The organism is Psychromonas sp. (assembly GCF_047632955.1).
Classification (GTDB): Bacteria; Pseudomonadota; Gammaproteobacteria; order Enterobacterales; family Psychromonadaceae; genus Psychromonas.
Genome location: NZ_JBLIED010000006.1, coordinates 38,022 through 54,597, shown reverse-complemented (window position 1 = coordinate 54,597; position 16,576 = coordinate 38,022). Strand labels below are relative to the sequence as shown.

13 protein-coding genes are annotated in these 16,576 nt (G+C 42.8%); 2 read left to right on the top strand and 11 right to left on the bottom strand.

Translation table 11 applies throughout. The features are described 5' to 3' along the window. Positions 1-112: 112 nt before the first annotated feature. From ACJAZP_RS06290 to ACJAZP_RS06265, 6 genes are all read right to left on the bottom strand, one after another. Positions 113-1,654, bottom strand: a complete 1,542-nt coding sequence (locus ACJAZP_RS06290) for a DHA2 family efflux MFS transporter permease subunit (RefSeq protein ID WP_415229887.1) — start codon at positions 1,652-1,654, stop codon at positions 113-115. 10 nt (positions 1,655-1,664) lie between these two features. Continuing rightward, positions 1,665-2,738, bottom strand: a complete 1,074-nt coding sequence (locus ACJAZP_RS06285) for an HlyD family secretion protein (RefSeq protein ID WP_415229886.1) — start codon at positions 2,736-2,738, stop codon at positions 1,665-1,667. A 32-nt stretch (positions 2,739-2,770) separates the two neighbouring features. After that, positions 2,771-3,199 (bottom strand): MarR family winged helix-turn-helix transcriptional regulator, encoded by a 429-nt coding sequence (locus ACJAZP_RS06280; RefSeq protein ID WP_415229885.1) that lies wholly within the window; start codon positions 3,197-3,199, stop codon positions 2,771-2,773. Positions 3,200-3,851: 652 nt separating this feature from the next. Next, positions 3,852-4,325: a hypothetical protein gene (locus ACJAZP_RS06275; RefSeq protein ID WP_415229884.1), complete on the bottom strand. Its 474-nt coding sequence runs from the start codon at positions 4,323-4,325 to the stop codon at positions 3,852-3,854. Between the two features lie 142 nt (positions 4,326-4,467). Further along, complete coding sequence (locus ACJAZP_RS06270; protein ID WP_415229883.1) at positions 4,468-4,971, bottom strand: hypothetical protein; 504 nt, start codon at positions 4,969-4,971, stop codon at positions 4,468-4,470. Between the two features lie 38 nt (positions 4,972-5,009). Beyond that, on the bottom strand, positions 5,010-7,220 hold the full coding sequence (locus ACJAZP_RS06265) for a YHYH protein (protein ID WP_415229882.1): 2,211 nt from the start codon (positions 7,218-7,220) through the stop codon (positions 5,010-5,012). Between the two features lie 1,213 nt (positions 7,221-8,433). On the opposite strand from ACJAZP_RS06265, the gene ACJAZP_RS06260 reads away from it, so the two are divergent. Beyond that, on the top strand, positions 8,434-8,718 hold the full coding sequence (locus ACJAZP_RS06260; protein ID WP_415229881.1) for a hypothetical protein: 285 nt from the start codon (positions 8,434-8,436) through the stop codon (positions 8,716-8,718). Between the two features lie 291 nt (positions 8,719-9,009). Here ACJAZP_RS06260 and ACJAZP_RS06255 read toward each other — a convergent pair whose 3' ends face one another. After that, positions 9,010-9,888: a Dyp-type peroxidase gene (locus ACJAZP_RS06255; protein WP_415229880.1), complete on the bottom strand. Its 879-nt coding sequence runs from the start codon at positions 9,886-9,888 to the stop codon at positions 9,010-9,012. Between the two features lie 200 nt (positions 9,889-10,088). Then, positions 10,089-10,580: a MarR family winged helix-turn-helix transcriptional regulator gene (locus ACJAZP_RS06250; RefSeq protein WP_415229879.1), complete on the bottom strand. Its 492-nt coding sequence runs from the start codon at positions 10,578-10,580 to the stop codon at positions 10,089-10,091. A 92-nt stretch (positions 10,581-10,672) separates the two neighbouring features. Between ACJAZP_RS06250 and ACJAZP_RS06245 the strand changes: the two genes are divergently transcribed. Continuing rightward, positions 10,673-11,872 carry a multidrug effflux MFS transporter gene (locus tag ACJAZP_RS06245; protein ID WP_415229878.1) on the top strand — a complete coding sequence of 400 codons (1,200 nt, stop codon included), beginning with the start codon at positions 10,673-10,675 and terminating at the stop codon, positions 11,870-11,872. 141 nt (positions 11,873-12,013) lie between these two features. Here ACJAZP_RS06245 and ACJAZP_RS06240 read toward each other — a convergent pair whose 3' ends face one another. Genes ACJAZP_RS06240 through ACJAZP_RS06230 form a run of 3 tightly spaced genes read right to left on the bottom strand, consistent with a single transcriptional unit; the run spans position 12,014 to position 16,558 of the window. After that, positions 12,014-13,411 carry a TolC family protein gene (locus ACJAZP_RS06240; RefSeq protein WP_415229877.1) on the bottom strand — a complete coding sequence of 466 codons (1,398 nt, stop codon included), beginning with the start codon at positions 13,409-13,411 and terminating at the stop codon, positions 12,014-12,016. A gap of 4 nt (positions 13,412-13,415) precedes the next feature. Next, positions 13,416-15,368: a MacB family efflux pump subunit gene (locus tag ACJAZP_RS06235; RefSeq protein ID WP_415229876.1), complete on the bottom strand. Its 1,953-nt coding sequence runs from the start codon at positions 15,366-15,368 to the stop codon at positions 13,416-13,418. Between the two features lie 2 nt (positions 15,369-15,370). After that, complete coding sequence (locus ACJAZP_RS06230) at positions 15,371-16,558, bottom strand: efflux RND transporter periplasmic adaptor subunit (protein ID WP_415229875.1); 1,188 nt, start codon at positions 16,556-16,558, stop codon at positions 15,371-15,373. Positions 16,559-16,576 lie beyond the last annotated feature (18 nt).

Here is a 16,576-nt window from a genome sequence, read left to right as displayed (position 1 = left end):
GTACAAGGACGTACTGTCTGAGGTGCTGCGTTTAAAAGTGGTTGGGCAGTGCAAGAATAAAAAACGTCAGGTCGGAATGGCACTGCATTAAGGCTGAATCGCCTGATTTATTTTACGAACCGGCCTTTTTTTCTGGTGCTTTAAGCAAAAAAACCAGCGGTACAGCGGCTAAGGTCACCCAAATCATCAATCGAAAATCCTGTAGATAAGCGAGCGTTAGCGCCTGCCTGGTAACTTCAGCGTTAATCCCAACTAAACCCGCTGTTGTTGCCATATCATACACACCTAACTGAGATGCATGATTAAGTGCATAGCTGAAAGGATTGATATATTCAGAAAATACAGCATGATTAATTTGTGTGCGCTGAGAGAGATAAGTAACCACCACAGAAATACCAATACTACTTCCAATACTACGCATTAAGCTAAACAACGCGGTACCTTCCGTCCGAAAATGGGGAGCAAGCGTCGAAAAAGTAATAGTTGATAAAGGTACAAAAATAAAACCTAATCCAAGTCCTTGAATAAGTCCCGTTCTAACAATATCCCAGCCTTTAATGTTCAGATCAAAGCGAGTCATCTGCCATAACGACAGAATGGTTAATGTTAGGCCGAGTAATATTAATGGTCGCGGACCAATTTTATTTAATAGTTTACCCACCAGGATCATTGAGATCATCGTTCCCACACCGCGTGGTGCCAACAAATAACCTACATCTATTACCGGATAATTAAGCAAATTTTGTAAAAATGGCGGTAACAAGGCCATTGTTGCTAATAGGATCACCCCAATGATAAAAATAAATACCAGTCCCACACTGAAATTTCTATCTTTAAATAAATCAGGATTAATAAAAGGATGTTTAAAGGTAAACGTATGACATAAAAATAGATAGAATGCCAACACGCATAAAATTGCTTCGGTGATAACTTCCGGACTACTAAACCAGTTTTGTGACTCGCCTCTATCTAACATCATCTGCAACGCTCCGATAGCCAAACTCAATAGCGCAAAACCTAAAAAATCAAAGCGCCGTGAGCTATCTAGTACGGTTTCTTTTACAAAAGTAGAAAGACCAAACCAGGCTAAAAGACCAAACGGAATATTGATATAAAAAACCCATCGCCAATTATAATATTCGGTTAACCAACCACCTAATGTCGGACCAAGGATGGGACCCACCATAATTCCCATCCCCCAGATAGCCATCGCCGAGCCGTGTTTTTCTTTCGGGTAGGTATCAAGCAATACCGATTGTGATAAAGGGACCAAGCTTGCCCCAAAAAGGCCTTGAAGTAGTCTAAATACGATTATCTGATTAAGACTTTGCGAAGCACCACACATCATGGAAGTGACCGTAAAACCGATAACCGAAATGATAAATAAACGTTTGCGACCAATGCGCGCACTAATAAAGCCAGTTAGCGGCATAAATATGGCTGATGCAACAATATAAGAGGTTAACACCCAAGATATCTGATCTTGAGTTGCTGACATACTACCGCGCATATGAGGTAGTGCGACATTGGCGATCGTGGTATCAAGTGATTGCATGAGCGCAGCCAACATCACTGATAAAGTGATAAACAGGCGCTGCGTATTCAGTTCTTTTTCGCTTGGTAGCTTGCGCTCAATGGAGATTGAATTACTCATAACCAGAGCCTTAAATCGTCATGCCAAACAATTGTCGATGATGGCCGGTATCAATTTCAACGATTGCGCTCAAACCAGCAAGTAACTGAGGTAGTCCCTCAATATTATCTAAACTTATGCGAACAGAAACTCGTTGCGTAATTTTAACCCAATTACCCGTCGCATTTTGTGCAGGTATCACCGAGAACTCAGATCCCGTTGCAGGACTAATACTTTCAACTTTTCCGGTCCATTTAAGATCAGGATAAGTATCGATTTGTATCGTAACATTCTGCCCTTTTTTAAGGTGTGTTATATCTGTTTCAGTAAAATTCGCTTCAACCCACATGTTGCGGTTAGCAATCAATGCCATCGCCGTATTACCAACATTTGCGAACTGCCCAGGTTGTGGTATATGACTAACGACGCCGGGTAATGAAGCGCGTACATTCACTCTTTCAAGATCAAGCTTTGCCTGATTTAAAATCGCGACAGCAGCAAGATAGCTTGGATGTTGCTCAGTAGGCGAATCAACACGCCCTCCTAGGGTTTCAGCAATTCGATGTAAATCTTGTTGAAGTACCTTAATTTGCTGTTTAACAATATCAGCAGTCTCTTTAGACTGATCAAATTGACTGCTGGAAACAAAATTCTTAGCAATCAGACCTTGTTGACGAACTTGCTGCTTATTTGCAAATTCTAAACGTGTTCTTTCCAATTCAATTTCTGATAGTTTCTCAAAATAACTGGATTTTAACGCGGCCAAATCGGTACGCACCTGGGAAATATTTGCCTGTGCTTTAGCAACTGCAACCTCAAAAGTCGCGGAATCAATACGAAAAAGTACCTGACCAACTTCGACTTGTTGGTTTTCTTTCACTAAAACTTCTTCAATCATGCCGTCAACTTGTGAACTCACAGGGACCTTGTCTGCTTTTACGTAGGCGTTATCTGTGTCCACAAAACGTCCACCTGATAAATAAACACCCACGATACCAACAGCGATTAAAGCAGGGATAACGGTCAATAACACAAACCGTTTTTTCCGGTGTTTAGGCTTTGAGTTGTCTTCTGCAACATCATCTGCTAATTCGTTACTACTCATCACTACAACTCCAAAAAATTTAATATGAAATACTATTGCGACAGGTTATGGCGCATGGTTTTTAAATACTGAAAGACCACTTCGTGTTGGCTTTCGTCAATACCCACAAAAGCCTTCTCGCGTATTTCTGAAATAACCCGATTAACGACAATAAGCTCTCGTTCACCTTCGGGTAACAGGTATAAGCAATAGGCACGACGATCATTTATATCTGGCCTGCGTTCAACCATTTTTGCTTCGCTTAATAGATCAACAAGACGGGCAATTGTTATCGGTTTTATATCTAGCTTTTCGGCTAATTCTACTTGCCGTAGACCTTGAAAAGTTGATATATAACGTAGCGCTTTAGCCTGAGCAAAGGTGAGATGTGAAGCACCTTGGACTTGTTGTTGATAGTTATGACGCATTAACCGAAAAATATCGGACATTAAAAAACCGAGATGTTCTTTTTGCAAATTCATGACTAAAACCCTCATATAGTAAGCTTTGCTTATTATATGTATTAACTATTAAATTTCAACCACAATTTGAACAAGTGTTCATTATGCATAATTGTAGATATGCCAATAGGCATTAGCTTATTAACGACGACTTAAATAACAGAACAAAATTATCAAGACACCTAAGCAAAAATATCAAGATACTCATGTTAATTATTTGAATTTACAAAAAAGATTGGGCAGTGCAAGAATATAAAACGGCTAGGAGAATTGAATATCAGTTCAGAATTATGAGCAGAGCAGGCTCTGCCGTCCCTGTATACGGCACTGTGAGTTATGCATCAGGATAGATCTGCGTGGCCTGTTTTCTTTTGCTGTTGAAAGAGCATGTGCGAAACTGCGTTTAAGTTTTTCATCGTCTACACGCCGTCATGGGTGAAATACCAACAAAGAAAATGAAACCAACAGCCACCAGCGAAAAGGACGATGGGGTCAAACCTTTGATGGTGCAAAATGAAAGAGCTAACTCTCATGACAAAAGCGAGCCCCGTTGCCTTAGAACGATTACATAAAATGCTGGAAACCTGTTTTTATACCCTACAGATAATCTAAAGACCTTTCCAAAAAAATTCGCTTCAGCCCCCTTTATGCTGAAGCGCTGGTTGGGCCAATATTAAGCAAGCCGCAACTCATTTAAAGACGCAAATACATTTCTATCACTGATGTCTGGATTGATGCTCAACTCCAGAATAGTGACTGCCGGAAGATCTACCTCATATTCTTCAATTTCACAGGTTGAACCATCGGGACTGAAGTTCCACTGCTGCCTTACAATTTCCTGATAGGATTGACCACCGTCCTGAAAGCAACGCAAGACATATTCCTGCGTACGTTCAACCTTCAATTCTTCGAATTTCAAGCGGATCTCTTTTATACTCTGAGGATTGTCGAAAATAAGTCTAATCATCTGCTTTCCTCGTTCTGAGGCACGCCACAGCGAGACTTTACCAGGCAGCAATGCGCACTCGATTGGAAATGCTTGATCCTCGGAGGTGACTTCGACTAGCGCAATATTGTCGATATCCAACCATTTTGGATCAGGAATAATCTCTTGTTTATTTTCTGAATTAATAATTTTTTTACGCATCAGGATCCCTTATATATTGTCACAAGTGCTAAACACGCTTAATAACCAACCGTATTTTGACTTGTTGATTAACTTGATAAACTACTCTCACTTACTAAAAGAATTACCAAGACACCCATGTTGATTTTTATAATGATGAAAGTTAAAACACAACATCTGCCCTTTCACCTGCACTGAGTAATTTATATTGTGGTTTAACAAAACTTACGTGTACCGCGCCTAAGCTTTTATGAAATGAAATAGATACATTCTTCACTTCAGGAAAGGCATGTTGCGCTTGAAAAACGATTTCACCTCTGTCTGTGTTGGTATTATTTGCCAACGTAACTCGTTCAAAACTTATCACTTTATTGTTTACCATTAAGTGCATTTTTTGTTTAAGCGCCTTTTTAATAAAATCCGCTTGTTGGACAGCGCTTAAATTTTCAGGCATCACGGTATCAATATCACCCAACAGCCATGCCTGGTTGTCTTGTAAGGCCGATATTAAATGATCTATATCGGTTATGACTCTGACTTCAACCTGCCCGTCTCTTAAAATCACTTGCGCGCTTGTATCATTTAACTCATGTGCGCTTAGCGAGAGATTCATCCCCGCTAAAGCACACGCTAAAATGAGCCATTGTAATTTTTTAAATAAAGTCATAATAATTAACTTCTCGTTCTCAGTATTGTTATTTGAATCTAAGAGGGTTGCTCAATGGTTGTTCTGCATATTAGCGTATTGTCTGTTTCAAGGTCTTCACCCCAAATAAGCTGCGCATTTTCATCCCAATTTATTTCATCATAACCATCTTTCGGCCCGACAGAGGCAACGCTATGCTCTGTTGCATTAGGCCAGCTTGAGTCATCAAAATTGCTTTGTAACCAATTTGCAGGTGCTTCTTTAGACATAAAGGTGCAAGCGCCTTCACCGGCAATGGGGTTAGACTCGCCCTCACATGACTTATCGAGCGGTGCCCGGTGCAGTACTTCGCACTTCCAACTGTTATTACTGACTGCCACGACTTTATTTGTGTCGGTATCGGTTATTTGTAATATAAAACCGCCATCACCCATTTGTTGATTTCTGGCACCTATATACTCTAACCCGGAGTCATTTTGCTTGAAGTCTTTTAATATTAAATTAAGTTGAATGGGATAGTCTGCTGAAAATGCGATGCTCTCTGCATTAAATGAACGTTCGGTAGTAATAGACACTGAATCTTCAATCAGTAACTCTTCACCAATGTAAGCTGCAAACCAATTATCCGCCCATGCTTCTAATTTCAGTTTATGTTCACCCGTGATTGTCAGATTAGGCTCACTGATGGTCATTGACTTATGTTCATTTACTGCTGGTTTAGGCTCTCTTTGTTTAAGGTCACGGGGTTTAGGGTCACTCGGCTGTGCGTCTCGACAGAATGTACCTGCCTGAACTTTACCGCCATTACTGATGGTTTTTTGTTTAAAGTCGTAACAGCTATCGTCCTCAGCTGATCCGCTATAAGTAGTGTAATACTCTTCACCCTGGTACGAATAAGTCATAGTACGACTGCCATCTTCAGCAACAGTGTATGTTAAGTTTTCAACCCCACCCCTTGGTGGTCTAAGATCTGCCCTTATTTTTTGTGTGTCACCACTTAACGGGGCAACGCGAGGTAATTTACTGGTATCCACTTCCCCCACTAAACATTGAATAATATAAGGCGGGGTGACTGATGTCTGGTAGCGATAACCGTATGTATCGTCTGCTTGACCGTTACACACGTCTAACTCACCCGTTTTAATAGTACTGCCGTCGGGGTTTTGATTGCCATACAGTGGGTAACCATCGTAAGCCCAACCAATAATTGCGGCACTTGTCGGATTTTTCATGGTATCGATCATACACGTAGGTGACACATGGTAGTGATAGTCATCACCTCTTCCTGCATGTCCACCGCAATTATCCAACTGCCCGAGCACCAGGGTATCGTGCTTTGCATCGTAATTATTGACATCTAACTCACCCTGCGACGAGTAATCGTAGATAGGCACGCCATTCACTGCCACACCCACTGCAGCATCAATAGTGGTTATTGCCTGGGCTTTTTTAGGGGCAAGCTTAATAGGTGCGGCAAAACCTTTTGCAGGCACCGGAATTTGCTCATTGGTGCCGGTAATGCCTGTCATTAGCTCATGGTCTGGGTAAGTAGAAGAAGCAATGTAGGCATAATTTTCATCACAAGTAACAGCAACACTCTGCTCAAATCCGGCTTTATCTACAGAGCCTTTAATGAGTTCGCAGCGAGGTGAGTCAACATTTGCAGCGATTTTAGAGGTCATAGAGGATTTTTGATCATTATTAAGTGGAGCCGCGCTTTCACTGCTTTGCGTATAACTTACGTTCATTTCTGCCGAGTCTAAGGTGATATCCTTTATGGCCGCCAACAGCGTGGCTCTGTCTATTTTTGTTTTATCATTAAAATCAACCGACGCAGACAAAGCATACACAGTGTACGTATAGGTTTTCGATCCCGGACCTTTAGAGCAAGGTGCTGCGTATGCGTTTAAATCATTGACACTATTTGAGCCTGTTTGACCCACGGTTTCAGCACTTTTAATCTGCGTAGTATCGGCATTTATATTATACAAAGTCCAATACCAATGCACACCATCGGGTGAATTATGATCAATAATTAACGCATAAGACTTTGTATCTTGCGGCGCGCCGCTCCAACTAAGTGGAGGACTAACACTGTCGCCATCACAGGTGTAGGTAATGGGTAAATTACCGCCGTCGACCATTTGCGAGCTGCTTAAAACAAACTCATTGGGGTTAGTTTGTGGCTGTGATTGGCTATTATCGTCATAACATGCACTTAGCGTAAAGCAGCATACAGTGCCGAGTAAAAACGTTCGCGTATTTTTCATTATTTAAAGCTCCAACAAGATAAAGACCACCATCGAGGTCTGGTGTTTTGCTCCGTTAGGCGCAAAACAATGGGAGACCCGAATGGCAAGCACTGTGAGTTAATGGACAGTAATGATTTATATCGTGATATTTTTAGTTTACAGATATTGATAATAAAAAAGACGGGACAGCCAAGCCTTTTGTAAGTTAATAAATTGAATTTAAATTCTTCAATAAATCGGTTTTCTCGACTTCTATTTAATAGGCTGATCAACATTGTCTTAGTCACCGATTGATGTCAGTAAGCATACCTACTTTTACAATATGAAACATCACCTTACAGCGTTTTAATAAAAAACGAGAACACATAACCACATAAAAGTGAATTACTTACTTTGCTCTCCTTAGTTCACAAGAGAAAAGGAAAACTTCAGTATGCAGTGGCTTTTATTCCACACCACTATATTTAACCCACCTGCACGACTAGGAAATTTCCGTACGTTTTTCTTGTGATGAACAGACACTTTAGCAAGGTAAAACATGGAGCAACAAATTTTTCAGGAACAAATTTGAACGTTGGAATTTACGACAACGACCTGAAAGGCGTAGGACAGGATACCCGAAGTCATTTACTGCAGTTCAGAATCATGAGCGGGCTAAGCTCTGTGTGCCCTTTGATTTGACTAGCCTCAGCCAGTACAGGGACGTACTGTCTGAGGTGGTGCGTTAAAAAGTGGTTGGGCAGTGCAAGAATAAAAAACGTCTAGGCTTATGAGCGGCAGCTCAGACTTATGAGCGGGACAGGCTCTGCCTGTCCCTGTGTACGGCATTCTCTTTACCTTATTTTTCTTGCTGTTGAGAAGCATGACTCCTTCGATCTTCAAAACTGCGTTTCGGTTTCTCATTGTCTACACGCCTTAAAGGGCGGAATACCAACTAAGAAAATGAAACCAACAGCCACCAGCAAAGCTTTCGAATAACCAATGTGTTGTGAGTTATGCGACAGCAGATAAGAGACTTACCAAGACAACCCTGTTCATTATTTAAAATAAAAAATGAACCACTTTAGCGCTTAGAACAATTCAAAAAAAGGCCGCAAAAAAGGACCTAAATGCCAATGTTAAAAACAACAACTCAAGCTTGGTATTAAAAATAATTTAGATTATTTTACTACTGCTCAAAAAAGCGCCTATAATTGTGGGTTAGATAATCCTATTAAGGAGCAAAAAGTAAATGACTACCCTCACAGAAACCAGATTGCCGCAACACGATCCGCTCGTTCATGGTGAATTGATGCACGTCGCCTCTCATGTCCAGCGCTTTAACGGTGAATGTATGGTCAACACCCTGATGATGGATGGCTTCGATTTCCCGTTTAAATACGGCCGCAAAAATAAATGTCGAAATCTTAAAGGCAAACAGGTCGACCTCTCCTATTATCCTTCAATAGAAGTCATCGCTGATTTTGAAATGAATATTATGAAAGTTGTGCAACTCAAAGTCATTGCAATGGAATAAGACGTCCTGCTTATACCTAAGCAACGTCTAGGTAAGCGACTTCAAAATACAGATTCAAAGCTTTGCCGCAATCCAAGAGTAAGATACAACATGTTCCATTTTTAAGTGTTGTAACCTAGGGTTCGCTTTCGGGAAAAAATACTGAAGGGTAATACGATAAACGATGATTTTGGTTGCCAGGTGCTGTCGATTTATATCAACTAAATCTCAACCTTGCGCCCGTAAGTTCATCATTTATCGATTTTTTGATGACTGCATTTTGCAGTATGTTGGGAATATTAACCTGTTAAGTTAAATGAGTGCGCTTAGGTTCAAGCCAGAAGCATCAACAGGCGGACACCAGAAATAGGCTCCGGTGACTGGACGACTAAATTCAAATAATCCATCGGTAATACCATCCTCCATGCCAATCATGCGTTTAAGCTGTACCTCAAAGGGGTAATAGCTAGTTGCAAAACAGATAAAGTGCAATCCACAACGGCCATTTTGCGTCCAAGGCAGTGAACGACGCCACATAAAGGCTTCCGGTGTAAAGCTTTCCTGCGCGGTACGTTTAACATGCGCCGAGACAGGCGCGTCATCTAATTCCTCATTATCGCTTAAGCGGCGGCCGATAATGTGGTCCTGATCTGTTTGCGGCATACTTTTGAGGTGCTTAATATCATGAACCCAGGATTGCACGGCCACAAATGATGAACCATTGATGCCCACTTTATCGCTTTGAATAATAGCCGTTTTAAGCGCATCATCACCTTCCGGGTTTTCGGTGCCATCCTCATAGCCGCTTAAATCGCGGTTTTGGCGATGGGTAAAAGCCGGAACTTGTTCGCTCAATACAAAACCTTCGGCAACGGCTTGGATGACGGATTCAGCGCGAAACATGCACTCACCCGGATCACCGCCGCTGACGCGAACCCATAACGCACCATGAGAAGTAGGAATGCTAATGGCTCCAGACTGCAGTGATGGCATGGGTTTTAGCCCCTCAATCACGCAATTTAATGTTTTTGTCAGGCTCGCGCCTATTCCCACTAACATTGAGTCATTATCAAAAATTGACTGCAGTGCCAGCAGTGAAGCTTTGGCTGTGCTGCCCGACTTGCGTTCAAAAGTCAAAAATTGTGCGTGAGCGGGTAAGGAAGCTAGGATCTGATCTTGATAAATTGGCATAAAATATCCTGTTTTGAAATGGAGTAAGTTTAAACTATCATCTTATATGGGCTTTGACCCATAACATTATTATCAATTTTATTAGCGGAAATAAAAAATAGATATCAAAATTTATCAAGCCTTAGATTCAAATAATAAGTGATATGGTGATAAATTTCAGTTTACAGTTATTGATGGATAACCCGTCCGCTTCGCTTAAGTTATTCCCATTCGTCTAATATTTTATTGAGTAACACGTTTAATGCGGCTTTTTCATTTTCAGATAAAAAAGCCATTTTTGTCTGCTCTTGTTGATGCAATTCAACAATTACTTTGCCAATTAAAGCGTTACCCTTCTCGGTTAGTTGAACTAACTTTCCACGTTTATCTTGTGGGTTATCTACACGCTCGATAAAACCTGCAGCAGTGATCCGGTTTAACAATTTAGTCAAACCTCCGGAGCTGAATACCATCGACTGAGATAATTCCGTGGCTGATAAACAGTGCGGTGGTGGTTCTTTTCTCAATGTTTCTAATGCACCAAAATCAGCCGGTTGAAGGCCATAACTTTCAACTGTTTTATTTAAATTCTGTTGTAAATGTTGGTGAATTCGATGAATTTTTAATATTTCAGGTGAAATATTTTGATTAGATTCCGGCCAATTCTCTGCTGTATTTTTGAGTATGCTGGTAATTGATTTTTGTTTGCTCATAACCTCATTCCTTTTTAATGGAGACAATATACCTTGCTAGAAAGCTAAAATACAACTATTATATTCCTTTCCAGAAAGCAAGTTGAGTTGTTATGAGTAAGTTTATTTCTACACCATTATTATTTTTATTGGCGGGTATCTCCGCATTAACCCCTTTTGCAACGGACGGCTATTTATCGGCGCTGCCGGTCATGGCGGAAGATCTTAATACGGATATATCGTTAATAGCGGTAACCGTCAGTTTGTATATCTTAGGCCTTGCCATTGGTCAATTGATTGGCGGACCATTATCAGACAGATTAGGTCGCAAGCCTGTCATTATCATTGGTTTGATCCTGTTTTCCATTGCCAGCTTTGTTATTCCCTATGGACATTCTATAGAAATGCTGTGGGGATTTCGTATGCTCCAAGCTATCGGCGGTGGTATTGCCTTTGTCGGTGTTCCTGCCATTATAAGAGACAATACATCGGGGAAAGATTCTGCTCGGTTATTCTCATTAATTATGTTAATTACTATGCTGGCGCCTTCAATTGCGCCTTCCGTGGGAACGGTCATTTTAAAAACTCTGGGCTGGGGCTGGATTTTTATTTCGTTGGCATTGGTAGGTCTTATGGTGACCATGTCGGTGATCGTCATTATGCCCAAAGAGACTAAAACGAAACAAAGGGTTAAAAATTGTGGTTACCTTGGTGTGTTTAGAGAACGTCGTGCATTGGGTTATTTATTAGCTCAAGGTTTTGGCTTCTCTGTGTTGATTACTTTTTTGACTAACGCTCCTTTTGCCTACATGACGCAATTCCATGTTGATGAGACATTTTTCTCCGGATTATTAATCCTTAATGTTGCCGGGGTTGCGGTTATAAATCGCCTTAACCATTTTTTATTACAGCGTTTTGAACCGCATCAATTATTGAAACTATTTTTGAGTCTACAGATGGTTGGTGTGTTGATATTGGTACTTGCAACCGCCTTTTTCCCCGACAATTTGTGGTTAACCGTCTTTGCTTTTGTTGCGACAACGGCAACAACAGGAGGAATACTGCCCAATTCAAGTGCCTGTTTTATGAATTATTTTGGTAAAAGTGCGGGTATTGCAGCGGCAACCTTAGGTGCCACTCAATATCTTGTTGGAGCGGCAGTGAGCGCGCTCGCTGCAATATTAAGTGATGATTCCCTCTGGCCTATTGTGCTGATAATGACGACCGCTACGATCATTGCCCTTTGTGGTGCATTTTACCGCCCACAGGTTGAAGGAGAAAAGCAAGAAGGCTTGATGAACGCCTGCTCGTAGGGTGCGCTTCAGCACCTATTGCGGCTGCTTGCGGTGCATAAAATGCATCCTACCGATAGCTAGAAGTGAGAAGCCTAGAGAGCGGCGAGTCGCTAGTGGCGACCCGAAGCTCGAAAGCTCGAAGCTAAACGCCCTAAAGCCTTATTGATTGTCCAACAAACTTAGTTGGACAATATCAGCACCACCAAGAGACTGATAAATTTTAGCCAAGGTCACAAACTGGTTATATCTGTTTTCCAGTACCGAAGCTTCGACATTGCGCCTGGTTTCCATTGCATCTATCCAGTCAACCATATTAATCGCACCAAAGTTATATTTCCCGGCGTAGATATCTTCTACCTCCTTGGCAGTCGTATATTGCTCGGTCAGGATATCTCCTTGATATTGATACTGTTGTCTGGCGGATAAAAAATTAGACACCTCTGAAAAAGCCTGATAAAGCGTTTCGCGGTAATTAACAACGGTCATTTGATAGTCTATTGCGGAAATCTTTTTATTGAGTTTCATTTCATGCCAGTTAATAAAAGGTAAAGCCAGATCGGCACCCAGTGTGCCGATCGGATTTTTCAATAACTCAACAAGCTGCGATGATGAAAAACCTAAAGAGCTGGTTAAACTTATTTTTGGAAAATAACCGGCATCAACGGCATCTTTACTGGCCAGTGCAGACTTTAATGCATACAAGGAAGATTTGACATCGGGTCGACGCATTAACAGATCTGCGGGAATCCCGGCTGACACGCCCGGCAATGCCGTTTCAGGCAGTTTATCAAGACTCCACAGCGCTTCCTGTAAAGGCTGATTAAGGAGAATGGATAAAGCATTTTGTGTTTCAGTTAACTGCTGCTGCAACTGACTATACTCAACTTTTTGGCTGTATAGGCTTTGCGTAGATTCAAGCACCTCCAGGCGGGGGGCTGAACCGTTGGTGTACTTACTTTGGGTCAGCGTTACGACCTGCTTAATGCCTTTGATATTTTGCAAAGAGAGCGCAAGTCGCTGCTTCAAATAGCCAATTTTCCAATACAGTGAAGCCGTTGTCACGATCAGGCTTTGCGCTGTACTTTCTCTGTCCTTGGCACTTGCTTTGGCAGCCCATTGTGCGGCATCAGCCGTTGCCGATACCCGCCCCCATAAATCGAGCTCGTAACCGAGCGACAGGCTGACGCTATGACTGACATCTGTGTCGCCACTGTTGAAATTCTTTTGATCGGAAAATGCAGAAGAAAACGCCGGTGTCGGCAATTTATCAATTTCAGTCAGCCCGGCTGCAAGACGCGCCTTGCGCAGGGTCAGAGTAGCCAGTGCTAAGTCATTGTTGGTTTGCATCACCGCGCTAATCAGACTGTCGAGTTTTGGATCATTAAATTTTTTCCACCATTGCCCCTGCAGCAATGATGGAGCACTGTCAGCGCCTGCTTGCTGCCAGCTGCTCGGAGTGCTTGTTTCCGGCAGCGTAAACTCACTGGGAGAGGCGCAGCTAAATAGCAGCGAGACAACAGGAATCAGTGTTGTTAAACGAAGTTGAACTGTTTTCATAGTATTAATCTCTTGCTAATGCATCGACAGGGTTAAGTCTGGAGGCGTTTCGAGCTGGCAGATAACCAAACAGGATCCCTATCAAGGTTGAGCAGGCAAAAGCTGCAACGATAGAGGTCATAGAGTAAACCATCTGGAAACTGCTATTGAATGACGAGAAACCGAAACCGACCAAAAACGCCAGGGCGATTCCCATAATGCCGCCGCAGATGCAGACCAGCACCGCCTCAATTAAAAATTGCCGCATAATATCGCTCTGTCTGGCACCGACAGCCATGCGTATACCAATTTCCCGAGTCCGCTCGGTCACCGAAACCAGCATAATATTCATCACCCCTATTCCGCCGACAATCAATGAAATAAACGCAATAGTCGAAATAAGCAAAGTCATAGTGGCCGATGTTGCCTCTATGCTATTTCTTATCGTATCGGTATTGATGGTAAAGAAGTCGATCAGCCCATGGCGCATTTTCAGCAGACTGATGATCCCCTGCTCAGCGGCGCTGCTGGAAACCTGCTGATCGATGCGCACCGTGATATCACTGACATAATTCTGTCTGTAAATACGTCCGGAAACCGTGGTATAAGGGATCCAGATATTAAGTGCATCACTGTTATCAAATGCGTTTTCGCGCGGTTGTGTCACTCCTATTATGCGCACCGGCAGTTGCCCGAGGAAGATCACTTTGCCAAGCGCAGTCTCATTTGCAAACAACTCACTCTTGGTATTAGCGTCAATCACAGCGACCTGAGCAAGCTGGTCAACATCGTCATCGTCAAAATATTGCCCCGATGCCAGCAGATAACCGCGCACTCGAAAGTATTCGGTGCCGACTCCCTGTACCTCTCCGCTAACAGCTTCACTGCCATAACGAATGGCGACATTGGCTCTGATGGTAGGAGTAACACTGTCAACAAAGGAAAGGCTTTTTAATGCCGAGGCATCAAGCGCGGTCAGTGTTTCTATCCTGCCGGAATGCCTGTCTCCGCGGCCGGTGCCGGGTTTGATCTCGATCGTATTGGTACCCATCGAGGCAATGTTATCCAAAATAGCCTGCTGCGATCCGGCACCAAGCGCAACCACGGAGACCACGGAAGCGATGCCGATAATGATGCCAAGCATCGTTAAAAAGGTCCGCAGACGGTGGTTGGACATCGCCAATAAGGCCATTTTCAACGCTTCTATATAACGCGACCAGTCTAATCGGCTATGCGTCATTTTTTCAGAATTTTTTTTAGGCAATGCAGCAGAGGGGTTATTTTGTGCCGATCCGGTAAGATGATCACTTGTTACCTCACCATCTTTTAACTCAATAATACGATCAGCAAAGGCGGCAACATGCGGGTCATGGGTCACCAAAATAATAGTATGACCGTCTTTATGGAGCTCCTGCAGCAACGCCATCATCTCCTCGCCACTGTGACTGTCCAACGCGCCGGTGGGTTCGTCGGCCAAAATCACATCGCCGCCATTAACCAGTGCGCGTGCCACACTGACACGCTGCTGCTGTCCGCCACTCAATTGACTCGGCTTATGAGTCAAGCGGTCACTTAAGCCGAGACGGCAAAGTAGTTTTTCAGCCTTAGCACGACGAGTTTGTTTATCTTCACTGGCATACAGTGCCGGGATCTCCACATTGGCGACGGCGGTAAGGTCGCCAAGAAGATGATATCGTTGAAAGATAAAACCAAAGTATTCACGGCGCAGTGCCGCCAATTGATCCTCACTCATTTTGGAGGTATCCTGGCCATTTATCAGGTAGCTTCCTGCGCTGGGTTTATCCAGACAACCGAGAACATTCATCAGGGTCGATTTTCCCGAGCCGGAAGCACCGATAATGGCAATCATCTCGCCCTGATTAATTTCCAGATTGATATCTTTAAGTACGGTTAACTCCTGCTCTCCCGCAGCAAAAGAACGACTGACACCAACAAGTTTGAGCAATGCTTCTGACATATTTAAAACCTCATCGCTTGTTGTACGCTTCTGCTTGAAACAGTCTGATCAGCGCTCGACGATTCACTCAGAATAACCTCATCCCCCTCTTCAAGACCGGACAATATCTGCACATAAACTTTGTTGTTGATACCGACCTCAACATCTCGATATTCAACCTTTCCATCTATTTTAAGCGGTACTTGATAGGCATTTTCCTGATTGGCTTTCTTAACCAATACCTGAGAAGGAACCAGAAGTGCGTCCGTGGCATCAGCCAAAATAATCGACACTTGCGCAGTCATCCCAAAGCGTAAGCGCTTGTCGGGATTTTCAACGTCAAACAGTGCGTTATAGTAGATAGCATCACTGTCACCAATAGTCAGGTCAGTGTCATCGCCATCCATTAAGGTCGGGCCGGGTTCAATCGCGCGCAGTACGCCTTTATATTTAAGGCTAGTGTCACCCAGAGTGGTGAAATAGACGCTTTGTCCGGAGCTGATATAAGCAACATCAGCCTCAGAAACCTGTGCTTTGACCGTCATGACATCCAGTTGAGCGAGTTCAATAATGCTCGGCGTACTTTGATTGGTATTAACCGTTTGCCCTTCTTCCACTGAGATATAAACCACAGTGCCGGCTATGGGCGCTGCAATCGTTGTATAGCCCAAATTTAATTTGGCATCATCGACACTGATAAGCGCCTGCTCTTGCAGTGCTTTTAACTGATCCAAATCCGCCTGGTAGACCGCCAGTGTGGATTCCGCCGAGTCATAAGTTGATTGTGACGTTGAACCATCCGCCAACATTTTTTTCTGACGTTTAAACTCTGAAGCGGCTCCGCGAATTTGCGCTTGTTTTCCCCGGTACTGGGCATCAATACTATCCTGTGATGCCTGTGCTTCTTTTAATGCGTTTTGCTGGGTCAAACTGTCAATTTGTACAATCAAATCACCCTGCTTTATTTCATCACCATTGTTTACTGAGATTGTATCGATCATCCCTGACACCTGAGCCCCGACATTAACCAGCTTAGAAGGATATAAAACACCATTAGTCAAAACAACATTTTCTATGTCTCCTCGCTGCACGAAAGTGGTCGTATAAACGAGCTGATCTTTCTGGCCTGCAAATAAATAAACCGCTAAACTCGCAGCGACAACGACAATAAGTAACCCAATAATTAGTCTGCTTTTTAATTTTTTTTTCATTTTCTGTTACCTGTTACT